Annotated in this window: 4 protein-coding genes; all 4 read left to right on the top strand. The window is 74.4% G+C overall.

Going from position 1 to position 16,359, the window contains the following annotated elements:
- Positions 1-66: 66 nt before the first annotated feature.
- Genes AB0N90_RS16440 through AB0N90_RS16455 form a run of 4 tightly spaced genes read left to right on the top strand, consistent with a single transcriptional unit; the run spans position 67 to position 16,358 of the window.
- Positions 67-6,423: an amino acid adenylation domain-containing protein gene (locus AB0N90_RS16440; RefSeq protein WP_365196949.1), complete on the top strand. Its 6,357-nt coding sequence runs from the start codon at positions 67-69 to the stop codon at positions 6,421-6,423.
- 56 nt (positions 6,424-6,479) lie between these two features.
- Positions 6,480-13,757 (top strand): amino acid adenylation domain-containing protein, encoded by a 7,278-nt coding sequence (locus AB0N90_RS16445; protein ID WP_365196950.1) that lies wholly within the window; start codon positions 6,480-6,482, stop codon positions 13,755-13,757.
- The gene (locus AB0N90_RS16450; RefSeq protein WP_365196953.1) at positions 13,754-15,046 is read left to right on the top strand and encodes a cytochrome P450; all 1,293 of its coding nucleotides are present in this window, start codon (positions 13,754-13,756) and stop codon (positions 15,044-15,046) included. The genes AB0N90_RS16445 and AB0N90_RS16450 overlap by 4 nt, the downstream gene beginning before the upstream one ends.
- Positions 15,047-15,086: 40 nt before the next feature.
- Positions 15,087-16,358, top strand: a complete 1,272-nt coding sequence (locus AB0N90_RS16455; protein WP_365196956.1) for an MFS transporter — start codon at positions 15,087-15,089, stop codon at positions 16,356-16,358.
- Position 16,359: the final 1 nt, after the last annotated feature.

The following is a 16,359-nucleotide window of genomic DNA, read 5'->3' on the forward strand; positions in this document are numbered from 1 at the left end:
CTTCTTCCCTGGGGACCGCCCGCCGGTGGCGGCAGGCTGCTGGGAAAAGACGGCTGGGAGGCGACAGTGACTACAGGCCCGGCCCCTGCGGGGGCGCCGAACGACGTGGACGCCCGGACGGCGTCCTTCGCACAGCGCCGGCTGTGGTTCATGGACCAGCTGGCGGGGTCCTCCAGCGGGTCGATGCTGCCGCTGGTGCTGCGGCTGCGCGGGCGCCTCGATGCCGACCGGCTGGAGCGGTCGTTGGCCGGGATCGTGGCCCGGCACGAGGTGCTGCGGACGCGGTTCACCGCCGTGGACGGGGAGCCGGTGCCGGTCGTGGACGCGCCCGCCGGGCTCACGCTGCGCCGGATCGCGGCGGACGGCCCCGAAGAGCTGTACGCCCGCTGCCTGGGCCGCCCCGTCGACCTCGCCGAAGAGCACCCGTTCCGCGCCACCCTCGCCCGGGTCTCCGAGGACGAGCATCTGCTGCTGGTCGAGGTCCACCACATCGCCGTGGACGGATGGTCCTGGGGCGTGCTGCTGGAGGAACTGGCCGCCGGATACCGGGGCGAGGAGGTCGAGCCGCCCGCCGTGCAGTACGCCGAACTCGCCCGCGCACAGGCCGAACGGCTCTCCGGCGCCCGGCTGGAACGGCTGCTCGGGCACTGGCGGGAGCGGCTGACCGGGCTGACCCCGCTGGAGCTGCCCACCGACCGGCCGCGGCCCCGGGTCTGGGACGGCTCCGGTGACGTCGTCCGCTTCGACCTGCCCGCCGAACTGGTCGCCGCCGTGGACGGGCTGGCCCGCTCCCGGCGCGTCACCCGGTACATGGTGCTGCTCACCGCCTACCAGGCGCTGCTCGGCCACTGGTCGGGCAGCAGCGACGTCGCCGTGTGCAGCACGCTCGCCGACCGGGCCCAGCGCGGTGCCGCGGAGCTGATCGGCCCGCTGGTGAACACCGTCGTGCTGCGCACGGACCTGTCCGGACGGCCCGGCTTCGACACCCTGCTGGAGCGGGTACGGCGCCGGGTGCCGGCCGATCTGTCGCATGCCGAGGCGCCCTTCGACCTCGTGGTCGGCGCGCTCGGCGGATCCCGGGACCTGTCCCGGCACCCGCTCGCCCAGGCGTCGTTCACCCTCCTCAACTCCCCGATCCGGCCGGTGCGGATGGCGGACCTGGACGTGGCGCTCGTCGAACCGCCGCTGACCGAGACCCCGCTGGACGTCTTCCTGGACCTGACCCTGCGCACGGACGGCAGCGTCGCCGCCATCCTCCAGTACGCCACCGCCCTGTTCGACGCCACCACGATGCGTGCGTTCGGGACGGCGTACGTCGCCCTGCTGCGGGCCGTCATCGCCCGACCCGGCGCCCCCGTGAACGAGTTGGCGCGCGCCCTGCCCGCCGGGCCCGGTGCGCCCGCGCGGCCCGGGAGCGACTGGCACCACGCCCCCGACCGGCCCGCGGCCCCCGCGCAGCCGGTCGCCTTCTCCGGGCGGCCCGACGCGCTCGCGCTGCGCTGCGGCGACGACCGCGCCACGTACGCGGAACTCGACGCCATGTCCGGTGGACTCGCCGCCGCGTTGCGTGCCGCCGGAGTCACCGCGGGCAGCCCGGTGGGTGTCGTACTGCGCCGCGGTCTGTGGTCGGTCGCCGCCATCGAGGGGATCTGGCGGGCCGGTGGCGTGTACGTGCCGCTCGACCCCGAACTCCCCGCGCAGCGGCTCGCGTTCATGGCCGAGGAGGCCCAGCTGTCCTGCGTCGTCAGCGCACCGGCGACCGCCGTGACCGCCGCCCCGCTCGCACCCGTCGCCGTCGACGTCACCGCCGTCACCCCGGACCCGGACGGGCCCCGCCACCGGCCCGACCCCCGCCAGCTCGCGCATGTCATCTTCACGTCCGGGTCCACGGGACGCCCCAAGGCGGTCGGTGTCGAACACGCCGCGCTCGCCTCGCACGTGGCCGCCGCACGGCAGCGCCTCGGCATCACCGCCGCCGACCGGGTACTGGCCTTCGCCTCCTTCTCCTTCGACGCCTCCCTCGACCAGGTGCTGCCCGCCCTGACCTCCGGCGCCACCGTCGTCATGCGCCCCGAGGAGCCCTGGCTGCCCACCCAGGTACCGGAGATCGTCCAGCGGCACGAACTGACCGTGGTCAATGTGCCGCCCACCTACTGGTCCGAGCTGGCCCTCTCCCTCGACCGGCGGCTGGCCGCCGCCCTCGCGCCGCTGCGGCTGCTGGTCCTCGGCGGCGAGGCGGTACCGGCCGACACCCTGGCCGTCTGGCGGGCCGCCGTGCCCTGGGTGCGGGTCTGCAACGCCTACGGGCCCACCGAGACCACCGTCACCGCCACCACCTACGACGCCGAGGAACCGCCCGCCGGCAGCGTGCCCATCGGCCGCCCGCTCGGCGACCGGCGGGTGTACGTGGTGGACGCCGACGACGAGCAGGTGCCCATCGGAGTCTCGGGCGAACTCCTCATCGGTGGCACCGAGTTGGCGCGCGGCTATCTGAACCGGCCCGCGCTGACCGCCGACCGCTTCGTCCCCGACCCGTACGGCCCGCCCGGCGGCCGCCTCTACCGCACCGGCGACCTCGTGCGCTGGACGCCCGGGGGCGAGCTGGAGTTCGTCGGCCGCCGCGACGACCAGGTCAAGATCCGGGGCTTTCGCATCGAACTCGGCGAGGTGGAAGGGGTGTTGCGGGCCTGCCCGCTGGTCGCCGCGGCCGCCGTCCGGCCCGACCGTGCCACCGGACAGGCCCTCACCGGCTATGTCGTACCCGCCCCGGACGCGTCCGCCGCGCCCGACCGGGCGGAGCTGCGGGCCTGGTGCGCACGCTATCTGCCGCACTACGCCGTCCCCTCCGACTACGTCACCCTGGACGCCCTCCCGGTCGGCGTCTCCGGCAAGCTCGACCGGGGCGCCCTGCCCGACCCCGACCGCGGCCGCCCGTGCGACGACGACGCCTTCGCCGCACCCCGCGACGAGACCGAGCGGATCGTCGCCGAGGTGTGGGCCGATGTACTGGGCCTGGAGCGGATCGGCATCGACGACAGCTTCTTCGACCTGGGCGGGCACTCCCTGCTCGCCACCATGGCGGTCTCCAGGATCGCCGGGCGGCTCGGCCGGGACATCGAGTTGCGCACCGTCTTCGAGCACCCGACCGTGCGCGGCTTCGCCCCGCGCGTGGCCGGTGCCCGCGCCTCCGGCACGACCGAGGTGGTGCCCGTCGACCGCTCCCGCCCGCTGCCGCTGTCCTTCGCGCAGGAGCGCCTGTGGTTCCTGGACCGCACCTCCGACCGCGGCGACTCCTATCTGCTGTGGTACTGCTGGCGGGTCCGCGGCGGACTCGAACGCGAGTCCTGGCAGCGGGCGTTGGACGATCTGGTGGCCCGGCACGAGGTGCTGCGCACGGCGCTGATCGAGTCCGACGGCCGCCCGGTACAACAGGTGTGCGACCCGGTGGGAGTGCCCCTGTACTGGGAGGCGGCGCCGGAGGGGCCGGACGAGGGGTCCCGGCTGGACGCCGTACGGCAGCGGGCCGTGGCCCTCGCCACCCGCCGCTTCGACCTCGCCCGGCCGCCCCTGCTGCGGGCCGGGGTGTGGGAGCTGGCCGACGACGACCATGTGGTCCTGCTCGCCCTGCATCACGCCGTCACCGACGGCTGGTCCAAGGGTGTCCTGCTGGACGAGCTGGCCCACCACTACGCGGCCCGCCGGGCGGGACGGGAGGTTCACCTTCCGCCGCTGCCCGTCCAGTACGGCGACTTCGCCGTATGGCAGCGTGAGCGCGCCGAGAGCGGGGCGCTGGAATCACAACTCGCTTACTGGGAAGGGGTGCTGGCACAGACGCCCGCCCTGGAGCTGCCCACCGACCGGCCCCGGCCGGCCGCGTTCACCGGGCGCGGCGGTGCCGTCGAGATCGATCTGCCCGCCGAGTTGGTGCATCGCGTGGACGCCTTCGCCCGGGAGCGCGGCGCGACCCGGTTCATGGTGCTGCTGGCCGCCGCCCAGGCGGTGCTGGCCCGCTGGTCGGGACAGACCGACATCCCCGTGGGCACACCCGTCGCCGGGCGCGGCCGCCTCGAACTGGAGCCGCTGGTCGGTTTCTTCGTCAACACCGTGGTGCTGCGCACGGACCTGTCCGGGCGGCCCACCTTCACCGGGCTCGTGGACCGGGTGCGTGAGGTGGTGCTGGGTGCCTTCGACCACCAGGAGGTGCCGTTCGAGCGGGTCGTGGAGCGGCTGCGTCCCGCGCGCGATCTGTCCCGCAATCCGCTGTTCCAGGTGATGGTGGACGTCCAGGACGCCTCCACCGGCGGCGCCGGGCTGCCGGGGCTCGACACCGGTGACTTCCAACTGCCTTGGGGATCGGCCAAGTTCGACCTGACGGCCACCTTTGTGGTGCGGCCCGACGGGTTCGCCCTCAATGTCGAGTACGCCGCCGACCTGTTCGAGCCGGCCACCGCCACCCGGTTCGCCCGCCATGTCGGACGCCTGCTCGAAGCCTTCCTCGCCGACCCCGGCACCCGCGTGGACGCGGCACCGCTGCTGTCCGCGGGGGAGCGCGACCTGCTGGTGGCGACGGCGGGGCGCGAGGTGCCGCCCGCACCGGCGTTCCGGGTGGCCGGCCGCCCCGAGGACCCCGCCGTGGTGTGCGAGGGCGTGAGCCTCGACTACACCCGACTGGACGCCCTGACAGGCGAATTGGCCGCCACCCTCACCGACCGGTCAGTCGCCCCCGGTGACCCCGTCGGGGTGTGCGTCGGCCGGGGCGTCTGGTCCGTGGCCGCGATGCTCGCCGTCTGGCGGGCGGGCGGTGTCTACGTCCCGCTCGACGCCCTGCTGCCCGAGGACCGGCTGCGGTACATGCTCCAGGAGGCCGGGGTACGGCACGTCGTGGCCGACGCGCACACCGGCGGGAAGGTCGCCGCGCTCGGGGTGAGCGCCGTGGCCGTCGAGGACGTACGACCGCTCCCGGACGGACCGGCGCACGCCCCCGACCGCCCCCGGACCCCGGCCGACGACCGCCGGACCATGGCCCACGGCCCCCGGCACACCCCCGACCCGAGCGACCTCGCCTACGTCATCTTCACCTCCGGCTCCACCGGCCGCCCCAAGGCCGTCGGGGTCGAGCACCACGCCCTGGACGCCCATGTGGCCGCCGCCCGCGAGCGGTTCGCGCTCGGTGCCGAGGACCGGGTGCTCACCTTCGCGTCCACGTCGTTCGACGCCTCGCTGGAGCAGATCCTGCCCGCGCTGAGCACCGGCGCCACGGTGATCGTGCGCCCGGACGAGATCTGGGCGCCGCAGGAACTGGCCGCCCGGGTCGCGGCCGAGCGGGTCACCGTCATGGAACTCACCCCGTCCTACTGGGCGGAACTGGTCTCCCACCTCGACCGGCTCGCCCCGCGGCTCGCCTCGCTGCGGCTGCTGGTGACCGGGGGAGAGGCGCTGCCCGCCGATCCCCTGGAGCGGTGGTTCGCGCACCTGCCGCAGGTGCCCGTGCTCAACACCTACGGGCCCACCGAGTCGGTGATCTCGGCCACCGCGCACACCGTGGACGGCGCCCGCGGCGGCCGGGTTCCCATCGGCCGGCCGCTGGGCGGGCGTCGTGCCTATGTGGTCGACGCGCTGGGCGAACTCGTCCCCGAGGGCGTCCCCGGCGAACTGCTTCTCGGCGGGCGCGAGTTGGCCCGTGGGTACCTGGGGCGGCCGGCGCTGACCGCCGAGCGGTTCGAACCCGACCCGTTCGGGGAGCTCGGCGGACGGCTCTACCGCACCGGCGACGTCGTACGCCGACTGCCCTCCGGCCAGCTGGAGTTCCTCGGCCGCAACGACGACCAGGTGAAGATCCGCGGGTTCCGTGTCGAGCCCAAGGAGGCCGAGGCGGCGCTGCGCCGGCACCCCGGGGTACGGGCCGCGGCGGTGGTCGTACGCACCCTGCGCGGCGAGGCCGCCCTGGTGGGCTACGTCGTCGGCGACGGGCTGTCGGAGGAGATCCTGCAGACGCACTGCCGGGCCCAACTGCCGCACTACCTGGTGCCGTCGGCGTTCGTCCTGCTCGACGCGCTGCCGCTGACCGTCCAGGGCAAGCTGGACACCGCCGCCCTGCCCGAGCCCGCGGCACCCGAGGCGGCGACCTTCGTGGCGCCCCGCAGCCCGGCCGAGACGGTCGTCGCACAGATCTGGTGCGAGGTGCTCGACCTGCCCCGGGTCGGCGTCCATGACGACTTCTTCGCCCTGGGCGGCCACTCCCTGCGCGCCGTCGCCGTCGCCTCCAGGCTGCGCACCGCCTTCGACTGCCCGCTCCAGGTCAGGGACCTGTTCGAGCATCCCACGGTGGGGCGGCTCGCCGCCGAGGTGGAGAGCCGACTGCTGGAGCTGATCTCGCAGATGAGCGACGACGAGATCGACCTCTCCCTCACCGCCGAATTCTGAGGGCCTCCCGCCCCGACACCCGCTTCCTTCCCAAGAGTTCAGATCGGAGTGCCCTCATGACCACATCCGACGTGCGCCCAGGACCCGCCGCCCCGTCCGCCACGCTGTCCCCGGCCGCCCGGCGCCTGCTGGAGCAGCGGCTGCGCGGACTGACCGGCGCCCGCGACGACGGCCCGGTCCGCATCAGCCCGCGCCCCGACCGCATCCCGCTGTCGCCCGCCCAGCAGCGCCTGTACTTCCTGGACCGCCTCGACCCCGGCGCCGCCACCTATCTGCTGCCCGCCGCCTGGCGGTTCACCGGCCCCCTGGACGTGCCCGCGCTGCGCGCCGCCGTCAGCGACCTCACGGCCCGGCACGAGCAGCTGCGGGCGGTCTTCCCCGAGCACGAGGGCCTGCCCTACCAGCGGATCCTGCCGCCCGACCCCGGCTGCCTCGACCTGGTGGACGCCACCGGACCGGCAGGCGCGGACCAGGAGGGACGGCTGGCCGCCACCGTGCACGCCGCCGCGCTGCGCCCCTTCGACCTCGGCCGGGAGCCCGCCTTCCGCGCCACCCTCGTCCGCGCCGCCGCCGACGACCATGTCCTGGTCCTCGGCATGCACCACATCGTCTCCGACGGCTGGTCCCTCGGCCTGATCGTCCGCGACCTGACCGAGCTGTACCTGGCCAGGACCGGGCAGCGTCGCGCCGAGCTGCCCGAACTGCCCCTGGACTACACGGACTACGCGATCTGGCAGCGCGGCGGCGACCAGTCCGCGGCCCTCGACCACTGGCGCGCCCGGCTGGCCGGCCTCACCCCGCTGGAGCTGCCCACCGACCACCCCCGCCCCGACGCCCCGGGCGGCCGCGGCGAGGCCCACGTCCTGACCCTGCCGCCCGCGCTGACCGGCGGCCTCGCCGAACTCGGCCGACGCGCGGGCACGACGTCGTACATGACGGTGCTCGCCGCCTTCCAGGCCGCGCTGGCCTTCCACAGCGGGCAGCAGGACATCGCCGTCGGCACCGTGGTGGCCAACCGGGAGCGGGCCGAGACCGAGCAGCTCGTCGGGTTCTTCGTCAACACCCTGGTACTGCGCGGCGACTTCGCCGACGACCCGACGCCGGCCGCGCTGCTCGCCCGTACCCGGGAGCGGGTCCTGGAGGCGTTCTCGCACCAGTCGCTGCCCTTCGAGCGGGTCGTGGAGGCGCTGAGCCCCGAGCGCGATCTCGCCCGCAACCCGCTGGTGCAGGTCCTGTACACGCACACCGACATCAGCGGCTCCGCGTTCGACCTCGGCCAAGCCACCGGGACGCCGTTCCGGATCGACCTCACCACCGCCAAGTTCGACCTCACCCTCGATCTGCGCGACGGCGACGGCCGCACCGAGCTGGCGTTCGTCTACCGGCCCGACCTGTACGAAGCGGCGACCGTGGCGGCGCTCGCCCGGCACACCGTGAACCTGCTGGAGGCGTTCTGCGCCACCCCCGACACCCCGCTCAGCGGCATCGACCCGCTGACTCCCGCCGAACGCGCCCACCTGCTCGGCCCGAGCGGCCCCGCGAACGCCGGCAACGAGCCCCGGACCGCCCCGCGCACCGCCCCCGACCGGCTCGCCGAGCACATCGCCCGGGCACCGGAGGCGAGCGCGGTAAGCGCCACCCGCACCTCCCTCACATACGCCCAACTCAACGCCCGGGCCTCGCACTTGGCCCGCCGACTGCGCGCCGCCGGGGTCACCCCGGGCTCCCTGGTCGGCGTCTGCCTCGACCGCACCCCCGACCTGGCCGTCGCCCTGCTCGCCGTCTGGCGCGCCGGAGCCGCCTACCTCCCGCTCGACCCCTCCCACCCGAAGGCCCGCCGCGAGTTCACCGTCGCCGACTCCGGCATCGAGTGGATCGTCACCGACGGCGCGACCCGCGGCGCCGTGGAGCAACTGCCGGTCCGGCTGATGGCGTTGGACGAGGACGGCGGCGCCGAGGCGGACACCCCCGACATCCGGCCCGCGCCCGGCGACCTCGCGTACGTCATCTACACCTCCGGCTCCACCGGCCGCCCCAAGGGCGTCGAGGTCACCCACGGCAACCTGGCCTGGCTGCTGGCCGCCGCCGACCGGCACTTCGACTTCGGCCCGGACGACGTGTGGACGCTGATGCACTCGCCCGCCTTCGACTTCTCGGTCTGGGAGCTGTGGGCGCCGCTGACCAGCGGCGGACGCGTGGTCGTGCTCGGCGCCGACGAGGTCCGCGACCCGGCCGCCGTGCACCGGGTGCTGCGCGAGCAGGGCGTCACCGTCCTCAACCAGACCCCGGCCGCCTTCAAGGGCCTGCGCGCCCATCTGGAGAGCACCGGGAGCGGCTTCGCCGAACTCCCGCTGCGCACCGTGGTGTTCGGCGGCGACGCCTTCGATGTCCGCGACTACGGCGACTGGTTCACCGCCCCGGGCGGGAAGCCCGCCCTGGTGAACATGTACGGCATCACCGAGACCACGGTGCACGTCACCTTCCGCGCCATCACCGAGAACGACGTGCACGGCACCGTCCGTTCCCCCATCGGGCGTCCGCTCACCGGGCAGCACGGTTACGTCCTCGACCCCGGGGGCCGGCTCGTGCCGCCCGGCAGCGTCGGCGAACTGTACGTCTCCGGCGGCGGCGTGGCCCGCGGCTACCGCAACCGGCCCGAACTGACCGCCGAACGCTTCCTGGACGATCCCTTCGGAGCGCCCGGCGCCCGGATGTACCGCACCGGCGACCTCGTACGGGTGCTGCCCGACGGCGAGTTGGCGTACCTCGGCCGCGCCGACCACCAGGTGAAGATCCGCGGCTACCGCATCGAATGCGGCGAGATCGAGACCGCGCTGCGCGCCCTGCCCGGCGTCGCCGATGTCGCGGTGATCGCCCGCCGGGACGGCGACACGGCCCGCCTCGTCGCCCACATCGTCACCCCGGAGGCCCGCCCGCTCGACGCGCCCGCGCTGCGCGAGGGACTGCGACTGACCCTGCCCGACTACATGGTGCCCGCGCTGTTCGTCCGGCACGAGCGGCTGCCGCTGACCGCCAACGGCAAGGTGGACCGCGCCGCACTCACCGCCGTCGCCCCCGCCGCGGCCGGACCCGGCACCCATGTGCCGCCCGAGGGCCCGCTGGAGCAGGCGCTGGCCGGGGTGTGGAGTCAGGTGCTCGGCGCCGAACACGTGGGCCGCGGCGACAACTTCTTCGACCTGGGCGGCGACTCGATCCTGGCGCTGCGCCTGGTCGGTCTCGGCCGGCTCGCCGGACTCGGCTTCTCCGTCGCCGACGTCTTCCGCACCCGCACCCTCGCCGACCTCGCCGCCCTCGTCACCGAAGCCGCCGACGCGCCCGCCCCCGTCGCCCCGTTCTCCCAGCTCGACCCCGCCGACGCGAGCCGCCTCCCCGACGGGCTGGAAGACGCCTACCCGCTGACCATGCTCCAGGCCGGCATGCTGCACGAGATGCTCGCCGACCCCCGGCGCGGCGCCTACCACAACGTCACCGATCTGAAGATCAGCACCCCCGAGGGCTTCGACCGCCACGCGTTCCAGGCGGCCGTGGACGCCGTGGTCGCCGGACACCCCATCCTGCGCAGCTCCGTCGACCTCGTCAGCTACCGCGAACCCCTCCAGCTCGTGCACCGCGCCGCCCGGCTGCGGGTCGGCTACACCGATCTGCGCGGCCTGCCCCGCGACGAACAGCGCGCCCGGCTGCGGGAGTTCGTGGACGAGGAGTTCGAGAAGCGCTTCGACCTGGCGGCCGCACCCCTGGTCCGCATCCATCTGCACCACATCACCGACCACGATCTGCGGCTCGTGCTCACCGACTGCCATGTGGTGCTGGACGGCTGGAGCCTCACCTCGCTCGTCGCCGACCTGCTCGCCCTGCACCGCGAGGCCGTCGCCCACGGCGCCACGCCCCGGCCGCCACAGGCCCCCGCCTTCGCCGAGTACGTGGCCCTGGAGCGGGCCGCCCTCGACAGCGAGGAGTCCCTGACGTACTGGCGCGACAGTCTCGCCGACCTGCGCCCGGTGGCCTTCCGCCGCCGCGCGCAGGGCGACGCGGGCGCCGACCGGCCGCCGGTGCACGAGGTCCGGCGCTCCTACGCCCATCTCGCCGAGCGCATCGGGAAGTTGGCGAAGGACGCCGGGGTGCCGCGCCGTACCGTGCTGCTCACCGCCTTCCACCACACCATGAGCCTGTTCGCCGACCGCGACGAGAGCGCCCTCGGGCACAGCATCGGCCTGGTCACCAACGGACGGCCCGAGGTGCCCGGCGCCGACCGGATGCGCGGACTGTTCCTGAACACCGTGCCGTTCGGCGTCACCCGCCCGCGCGGCAGCTGGCGCGCGTATCTGCGGGACGTGTTCACGGCCGAGCAGGAGATGCTGCCGCACCGCAGGGTGCCCCTCGTCCGCATCGCCCAACTGCGGCCCACCGAACCCAGCCTGACGGACACCGTCTTCAACTACGTCAACTTCCATCGGCTCTCGCACGACTCCTGGGACGACTCCCTGGAGATCGCCCGGACCATGTTCCCGCTGCTGGTCAACGCCAGCGTCAACGCCTTCACCCTCGACGTGGACCCGGAGTTCGTCGCCCCCGCCACGGCCGAGCAACTGGCCGACGTGTACTGCGCCCAGCTGGAGGCCATGGTCGCCGGGCCCGACGCCCGGGTCACCCGGCCCGCGCTCACCGGCGCGGCCCGCGCCACCGCCCTCGACGTCTGGGCGCGCGGACCCGAGATCCCGTCCTCGCCGCTGATGCTCCACGAGCACATCGCCGGGCACGCCGCCCGCACCCCGGACGCGGTCGCCGTCGAGCACCGCGGACGCAAGCTGTCGTACGGCGAACTCCAGGAACAGGCCGAGCAGGTGGCCCGGCGGCTGCGGAACCTGGGCGTCGGCCCGGAGACGGTCGTCGGGATCTGCGTCGAACGCGGCCCCGACCTGGTGCGCGCCGCCGTCGGGGTGCTGCGCTCCGGCGGTGCCTTCCTGCCGCTCGACCCCCAGCACCCCACCGAGCGCCTGAAGTTCATGGCCGACGACAGCGGCATGCGGGTCCTGCTGACCCAGCGCGCCCTCGACGGCACGGTCCCCTTCGACGGCCCCGTCCTCCACCTGGACGCCCCCGCCGAGCACATCGAGCCCGTCCCCGGCCGGGAGCCCGACGCCGACACCCTCGCCTACATCATCTACACCTCCGGCTCCACCGGCACCCCCAAGGGCGTCGCCCTGCCGCACCGCGGACTGTCCAACATGCTCGAAGGCCAGCGCGACCTGGTACGCCCCACCCCCGGGGACCGGGTGCTCCAGTTCGCCTCCTTCGGGTTCGACGCCTCGATCCTGGAACTCACCTGGTCCCTCGCCAACGGCGGCCGCCTGGTCACCGCGCCCAAGGAGGACCTGCGCCCCGGCCCCGACCTCGCCCGCACCCTGCGCACCGCCCGCGTCACCTGCGCCATGCTGCCGCCCAGCGCCCTCGCGGTGCTCGGCGAGGACGACTTCCCCGAACTGCGGGTCCTCCAGGTCGCCGGCGAGTCCTGCCCGGCCGAACTCGCCGACACCTGGTCGCGCGGCCGCCGCTTTCACAACGTCTACGGCCTCACCGAGACCTCCGTATGGTCCGTCGCCGCCGAACTGAGCCCCGGCCAGGGCCGGCCGCCCATCGGCACCCCGATCCGCAACACCCGCGTCCATGTCCTGGACGACGACCTCCAGCCCGTCCCGGCCGGTGTCCCCGGCGAGATCTACCTCGGCGGACAGGCCGTGGGCCGCGGCTACCTCGGCCGCCCCGGACTCACCGCCGCCACCTACGTACCCGACCCCTACGGGCTCCCCGGCGAACGGCTGTGCCGCACCGGCGATCTCGGCACCCACCGGCCCGACGGCTCCGTGGAATGGCTCGGCCGCCGCGACTCACAGGTCAAGCTGCGCGGCTTCCGCATCGAACTCGGCGAGATCGAGCACGCGCTGCGGGCCCTGCCCGAGATCCGCCAGGCCGTCGTACTGCACCGCACCGACCTGCCCGGCGGCGAACCGGCCCTCGTCGCCTACCTCGTCCCGCAGGGCCCCGCCGCCCCCACGCCCGAGGAACTGCGCCGCGCCCTGCGCGCCTCGCTGGCCGCGTACATGATTCCCGCCCGGTTCGTGCTCCTCGACGAACTGCCCGTCAACCGCAGCGGCAAGACCGACAAGCGGGCGCTGCCGCTGCCGCCCGCCGAACTCGACCAGCACGACACCGAGTTCGTCGCCCCGGCCACCCCGGCCGAGAAGGTCCTCGCCGAGATCTGGCGCGAGGTCCTCGGCCTCGCCCGGATCGGCGTCCACGACGACTTCTTCCGCATCGGCGGCAGCTCCCTGTCCACCGTCCGGGTCTCCCTGATGTCCGCCGGCCGCGGCCTGACCGTCTCCGTCGGCGACCTGATCGAGCACCCCACCATCGCCCAGCTCGCCGAGCACGCCACCCGCGCGGCCGGAACGGGCCTGCCCGCCGCCGTCACCTCCGAGGTACGGCTGCGCGAGGGCACCGGGGAGCCGCTGTGGTGCGTGCACCCCACCGGCGGCAGCGCCGCCTGGTTCGTACCGCTCGCCCGCGCCCTGCCGCCCGGGCGGCCCGTGCACGCCTTCCAGGCGCGCGGACTGCTCGGCGGGGTGGACCCGAGCACCGTCACCGGGATCGCCGCCAACTACGTCGCCGAGATCACCGACCGGACCGCGGACGCCACCTCGGACACCACCGGCGAGCGGGCCCCGCACGCCCTCCTCGGCTGGTCCATGGGCGCCAACATCGCCCTGGAGATGGCCACCCAGCTCGACCGCGCCGGGCAGCCGGTGGCCCCGCTCGTCCTGATCGAGCCGTACCTGCCCAACCCCGCCGCCCGCGCCCGGCTGAACGGCGTGACCGACGACCTGCGCACCGCCTGGCGCCAGCGCGACCTGATCCGGCAGCTGCCGCCGTCCCCGGAGCGCGACCGGGCCACCGCCGAACTCACCGCCACCCTGCTGGGCGCCGGTATGAGCCCCGCCGAAGCGGCCCTGGTCGAGAACGCGCCCATCGAGGTGTGGCACTCGCTGCTCGCCGCCCTCGCCGGCTACGAGGTCCGCCCCTACCCCGGCCATATCCACCTGGTGGTCGGCAGCGAGGCCGCGGGACTGCCGCGCGGCCGCACCATGCCGGGCCTGGACGTCGACTACGACACCTATCTCGCCCGCTGGCGCGACCTGGCAGGCGGCGGCCTCACCGTGCACATCAGCGAGGGCGACCACATGTCGATGATGGCCGAGCCGAGGGTGTCCGGCATCGCCGAGATCCTCGTCGCGATCAAGGAGGGGGAGAACCGATGACGACGGCGACCCCGATGAGTACGGCGGCCCCTACGGGTACTGCCACCCCTACGGGTACGGCGACCGCCCCCGCGACGGCGTTCACCGAGCGCTACCTGCTGTCCCCTGACATGATCGCCGACCCCTACGGCCACCTCGACGCCCTGCGCGCGCACGCCCCCGTGCACTGGAGCCCGATGCACCACGCCTGGCTGGTCACCGGCTACGACCAGGTGATGCGCTGCCTGCGCGACCCGGCCGTCACGGCCGACCGGGTACGGCCCCTGATGGACGCCGTACCGCAGGGCGCCCGCGAGGACGCCGAGCGGGCGTTCGGAATCCTGTCCCGCTGGATGGTGTTCAACGATCCGCCGCAGCACCGCAGGCTGCGCCAGGTCTTCCAGGAGGCGTTCGCCGCACGGGCGGTGGCCCGCTACCGGACCTTCACCGAGAAGGCCACCCGGGCCGTCCTCGCCCGCAAGGCCGTCCCGGGCCGCACCGGCGACCTGATGGCCGACGTGGCCAAGCCGCTGCCCGCGCTGGTGTTCGCCCGCTGGCTCGGCATCCCCCGCACCGACGCCGCCGCCTTCTGGTACTGGAACGCCCGAGTCGCCGACCTCGTGCTCGGCACCGCCCAGGAGGAGAGCGAGTACCGGGCCTCCCTCCAGGCGCTGGTGAGCCTGGAGGACTACCTCGCCGGACTGGTCGCCCGGCGCCGCGCCGAACCCGCCGACGACCTGATCAGCCAGGTCCTGAAGGAGGGCCGGGTGGGGGAGTCGGTCACCGAGGAGGAGTTCGTCGGGATGCTCACCCAGATGGCGTTCGCCGGCGGGGAGACCACCAGCAACCTCATCGCGAACACCGTCCTCGCCCTGCACACCCGGCCCGGCGAACTCGCCGCCGTACGCGAGGATCCCGAGCTGGCGCAGGGCGCCGTGGAGGAGGCGCTGCGCCTGGACGGCCCGTCCAAGATGTCGATCCGCGCCGCCGTCTCCGATCTGGAGCTGGACGGCCACACCCTCCGGGCGGGCGACCGGATCTTCCTGGTGACCGCCGCCGCCAACCGGGACCCGGCACGCTTCCCCGACCCCGGCCGGTTCGACGTCCGGCGCACCGGCGCCACCCACCTCGGCTTCGGCTTCGGCGCCCACTTCTGCATCGGCGCCGCGCTGGCCCGGCTGGTCGCCGTCGCCGCCGTGCGGACGCTGGTCAGCGACCACCCGGGCCTGACCCTGACCGACCCCGGCGGGCTCACCTGGCAGCCGTCCCTCCTCAACCGCAGCCTCACCGCGCTGCCCGTCCGCTACTGACCTGACCGCCGCGAGCGTCCGCACCCCCGAAAGGCACACCATGGCCACCACCCTCGCCGGCGCCGGTCCCCGGCTGTGGGCACCCGCCCGCCAGCGGCCCTTCCAACTCCTGTGGCTGGGACAGTCGTTGTCCCTGCTCGGTGACGGCTTCAGCGTCGTCGCGTTCTCCTGGATCACCCTCGGTCTGACCGGCTCCACCCTCACCCTCGGCTACGTCCTCGCCTTCCAGGCCGTACCCCGCGCCCTGCTCACCCTGGTCGGCGGCAGCCTCAGCGACTCCTGGTCCACCCGCACCCTGATGATCGCCTCCAGCTGGACCCGCGCCGCCCTGATGGCCGGGGTCGGACTGGCCGGGCTGACCGGGCATCTGACGGTCTGGATGCTGTGCGCGGCGGCCGCCGCGTTCGGCACGGTGGACGCCTTCTTCCAGCCGGCCCGGGTGTCGATCCTGCCCTCGGTGGTGGACAAGGACCTGCTCACCCCGGCCAACGCGCTGCTCGGCGCCGGTTCGCGCACCGCGGCCGTCGTCGGCCCCGCGGTCGGCGGTGTGGTCATCGCGCTGACCCGGGCGCCGGTCGCCTTCGTGGTCGACGCCGTCTGCTTCGCGCTGTGCGGCTGGTGCGTGTCCCTGATCGCCACCCGGCCGCGCCGGGCCGCCACACCGAAGGAGGAGTCAAAGGCCCAGGAAGACAAGGGCGTTGAGCGTCCCCCGTCCCTCGGCGCCCGTATCCGCGAGGGCGTCGTCTTCACCCTCCGCGATCCGCGGCTGCGCACGGTCGTCGTCCTCGACACCGCCGTCAACTTCTGTTACGCCGGGCCCTTCACGGTCGGTTTCGCGACCCTCGCCGAACAGGTGCTGCGCGGCGGCTCGGCCACCCTGGGCGTGCTCAACGGGTCCCTCGCCGGAGGTGCGATGCTCGGCACGCTGGCGGGCGGCGCGCTGGGCGGCCGGCCTCGGGTCGGACTGCTGGTGGCCGCGCTGGCCGGCTGGCTGGGCGCCGGGATGGCGGTCCTGGGCCTGGTGCACAGCACCCCGGCGGTCGTCGCGACCGTACTGGCCATGGGCTTCGCCATCGGCTTCCAGGGGGTGTTCGGACTGAGCTGGATCCAGCGCAACATCCCCCAGGAGGTGCTCAGCCGGGTCATCTCCGTCGACATGGTGCTCGGCTACGCAGCCGCCCCGCTCTCCCTCATCGTGTGCGGCGCGCTGGCCCGGACCAGCACATTCGCCCTGTTCGCGGTGGTCGCCGCGGTGCTCGCCCTCACGGGGCTCGCGGTGCTCGGCTCCCGGGCGGTGCGCGAGATGCGTTAGG

This window comes from Streptomyces sp. NPDC093018 (assembly GCF_040684035.1).
GTDB classification, from domain to species: domain Bacteria; phylum Actinomycetota; class Actinomycetes; order Streptomycetales; family Streptomycetaceae; genus Streptomyces; species Streptomyces murinus.